General features: G+C 48.0%; 2 protein-coding genes. Both read right to left on the bottom strand.

Annotated elements, in window-relative coordinates:
• Positions 1-1,068: 1,068 nt before the first annotated feature.
• Entirely contained in the window at positions 1,069-1,305 is a 237-nt protein-coding gene (locus HMPREF0666_RS17785) for a hypothetical protein (protein ID WP_009010332.1), read from the bottom strand.
• Between the two features lie 565 nt (positions 1,306-1,870).
• Positions 1,871-3,664 carry a M6 family metalloprotease domain-containing protein gene (locus HMPREF0666_RS00640; RefSeq protein WP_009010333.1) on the bottom strand — a complete coding sequence of 598 codons (1,794 nt, stop codon included), beginning with the start codon at positions 3,662-3,664 and terminating at the stop codon, positions 1,871-1,873.
• Positions 3,665-4,127: the final 463 nt, after the last annotated feature.

Consider the following 4,127-nt stretch of genomic DNA (forward strand, 5'->3'; position numbering starts at 1 on the left):
GGTGCTGATGATTAGCTAAAGTTGGCTATAAGGTTCTGTGAAATCGGTTGACTTAATGTCTCTGTGGAATGCTGTGTGTTCTGTTCTTCTGTGTTTTCTGTGAGAAAAGAATGCACCCACTCTATGAAATGACACACAAACAACACGCTGGGGAGTTTTTCTCTCACAGAGCGCACGGAGGTCACGGAGGTTTTAAGCGCACAGTTTCGAGCCCACAGAACGCCTTCGGCATACAGAGTTCACAGAGGCCTCACCCCCAGCCCCCTCTCCGAATGGAGAGGGGAGTAGTATGTGAGGTTACCCCTATTAGCCTGCTACTGATAGAAGATGGGCCGCTAAACATCTTGAGGACATACAGGGGTATCTCGGTAATCACTCCCCTCTCCATTCGGAGAGGGGCTGGGGGTGAGGCTTCTGTGGCTATAAGGTTCTGTGTTATCGGTTGACTTAATGTCTCTGTGGAATGCTGTGTGTTCTGTTCATCTGTGATTTTCTGTGAGAAAAAGAACGCATCCTCTCGATAAGATAAGACTCATGCAAGTTGCTGGGGAGTTTTTTCTCTCACGCAGGGTGTTTTTTCTCTCACAGAGCGCACAGAGTTCACTGAGCATTATTGCGCACAGTTTCGAGCCCGCAGAAGGCCTCCGGCATACAGAGTTCACAGAGCGTTACTGCTAAAGGTGGCTGTAAGGTTCTGTGATATCGGTTGACTTAATGTCTCTGTGCGCCTTTGTGTGTTCTGTTCATCTGTGATTTTCTGTGAGAAAAAGAACAATTGCGAGACTCGTTGGGGAGTTTTATCTCTCACAGAGTGCACAGAGTTCACTGAGCATTTTTGCGCACAGTTTCGAGCCCGCAGAAGGCCTCCGGCATACAGAGTTCACAGAGCGTTTCAGCTATCGTAGATACCGATAAGGGGCAACAAGCAGCCTACATCCAGTCCATAGGGGTATCTCGGTGATCACTCCCCTTCCCTTCGGGGAGGGGACGGGGAGGGGCCAGCACTTGCTTTGGCCCCCTTGTATTCTTTTCTTCTGTATTCTTCTGTGAGAAATAGCACACCCCTCTCTACTTCTGATGTTTATATACAACGTAGAAGAAGATACATAATGCGATGTCAGAGATGAGGCTCCCAAAGGCGCTAAGAAATGGTGAATACGTATATACTAAATTCAGTGGGAAGAAATCAAGGGTATCTACAAAGAATGAAATGATACTTGTGTTGTAGGCCAAAAAGTAAAGAGAAATCACAAGACTGGTGATTGCACCAATCAAGCCAATTAATGTTGCTGTTTTAATCTTCATGTTTTGTTTGTTTTAGTTAATATATTGGAAGCCTCACCCCCCAACCCCTCTGGGCCTCACCCCCAGCCCCTCTCCGAATGGAGAGGGGAGTGATCACCGAGGTTACCCCTATATGTCTGCTAAAAAGTGGGTGACATGTAGCGTGTAAACTCGTGCTATCTTCTCTCACTGATTACGCCACTCCGAGCAGCAGAAGATGGTTGACTAACCAAGTGTAAACGGCAGATACCCCAAGAGATAACGAGCGATCGACCAGATGATGACATGTGCTAACCTTGTTAAGGACGCAGAATACTCCAAAAGATAACGAGCGGGCGACCAGTTAAGAACGAGGATTGACCCAGTTGATGACATGGGCTAACTTTGTTGATAACGAGTAGCAAGCTAATTGAGAACGATGCGTACCCCACCTATGGACTGATGTTAACCCATCTAATAATTATGATAAGCCTACTTGCCTCACTCCTTCTACAAGCAGCCCCATAGGGGTATCTCGGTAATCACGCCCCTCCCTTTGGGGGAGGGGACGGGGGAGGGGCCACTGCTGTTGTTTGTTGTGAGGCCACTAATACACCTTACGCCCCCTCCCTTCCTTATCTTTCACGATAACTATCTGGCGTCGTCCTGCCTGTTGAGGGTTGGTTTTTATGCCAGAGAGGGTATAGGCAGTAGACGGCTGAGTGGCATTGTCAGCAGGAAACGAGGTGATGGCTGCAGTTGTATTCAGCGGTGTATAGCGGAAAGAGATAGTGTTATCGTGGTTCTTCGCAATCCCTCTTATTCCCGCTAAGTCCGTCACTCTATAGTTCGTATAGAAGCTAAGACGAGGGTCGGTAGTGCTCGTCAGACTATTGTTCAAGGCCGTTGGGAACGGGTCATTATCCTGTGAATCACTATTGAGGACGCCATCCGCAGGCACTATCGTGAACCGTGGATGACGCTGAGAGGCAGCCGCATTGAGGTTATTCATCCTCCACGCCATCGCATCATAGTCTACATGGAATACCATCAGGCCGTGGGCAGGCAGCTCACTGTCCCATCTGTAGGGCGTACGGTTCTCTAAGATGTAATACTCATCCTTGTTGTCAGGGTTATAGAGGACGTACGCCTCACCACCTTCCGACAGTCCTTTCATATCCTTCACGTCCACGGCAGCATCGCCGAGGGTGGTAGGCTTCAGCCAACCCATGAACGCCTTCTCGTAAGCATCATATCCTGCAGGCACCGTGCCGATACCTGTTCCGCCATAAACATTTACTAAACTCTCTGGTCCACCATTGTAGCTACCGCCACACATAAGGTCGTATCGTCCCGAGCCAACGTTCGTTCCGCCCCTTGTATCATAGAAGTCAGGGAGCCCTAAGCAGTGAGAAAACTCATGACAGATGGTTCCTATGCCCGAATAATACAGTCGTTGCATACCGTTGACTTGTGCTCTAATAATCTCATTACTACAAGCGTAGGTGTCAATCGTCTGTCCATTGAAATGGAGCGCACTCAGTCCTGCGTCCGTGAGCGAATACTTATGTGGCCAAACCGTGTCTGCATTGCCACCCGTAGCCTCGCCTTCACCCGCATAGATAACGTAGACCTGTTCCACTTCTCCGTCTCCGTCCCAGTCGTAGCGACGCCAGTCTACCTGTTCTTTGACGGCTTTACAAGCGTCGATAATCATCTGTGGCGCATTAGCATCGTTCATGTTCTGCGTGTGTTCACCGTAGTATTTATACGAATGAGCCAACTTCACGGGTCCAATGACATCAAAGGTAAGGTCGAACCTACCGTTGCTCTGGTCCTTGAAATAGTCGTGTACACTCCCGATAGCACCATTGTCGTTCTTATAACCCTCCTCGTTAAGCATCTTCTCATAGAGGGTCTTGATGTCAGACTCACGTGGTCGGAGTGTGAGAACATTCTGTGGATTGGTGAAGGACTTGTCCGAGAACTCCACTAAGATGACGAGTCCCTTCTTACTTCCCTCCCATGTTGTCCCATCACTGAGTCCGAAAGCCTTCGAGCTGACCTGCTGTTCCTTGTTTCTCTGCAGTTGTCTAACCTCCTCCAGAGCGGCTGCAGCGAGTTCCTCACGGCCGTGTCTTAGTTCTTTATTATGTGCCAGAACCGCCGAGGCCACCAACTGCTGGTCTACGATATGCGCATAGTAGTAGTTGCCATGATAGGGTACAAGGGGAATACCGTCCTCTGTCATGGCATAGTTGAAATGCTCATCACCAACGGTCATCACCTTCAGTAATGTGCCATCGGCTTGCTTAACTGTTCGCCAAATCTTCATCGCTGGTATGGCAAACGATGATGATGCGATGAGCAATCCAGCAAGGAGTGTAAATATCTTCTTCATCTTCTTGTCCTTAAAATGATTTCTATTAGATTATTGATAAAATGTAACTATCTCACAATAGATGGCTACAAAGATAAAGAAAAATATAGAGAAAGGAAAGAAATCGGTATGGTTTTCTGATGGGGAGGGATGTTGGGTGATGGTTGTTAGGTGTTGATGATAAGCTTAGGTGGGTGTTGGGTTCTGTGAAATCGGTTGACTTAATGTCTCTGTGAAACCCGGTGTGTTCTGTTCTTCTGTGTTTTTCTGTGAGAAATAGAACGCACCCACTCTATGAGATGACACACAAACAACTTGTTGGGGAGTTCTTTCTCTCACAGACCACACAGATTTAACAGAACTTTTCAACCAACGTTTCGAGCCCACAGAAGGCCTCCGGCATACAGAGGTCACAGAGGCCTTTCAACTAAGATTAGCTGTAACGCTCTGTGAAATCGGTTGTACTTAATGTCTCTGTGAGATG

Origin of the sequence: Prevotella sp. C561, from assembly GCF_000224595.1 — a bacterium.
GTDB lineage: Bacteria > Bacteroidota > Bacteroidia > Bacteroidales > Bacteroidaceae > Prevotella > Prevotella jejuni.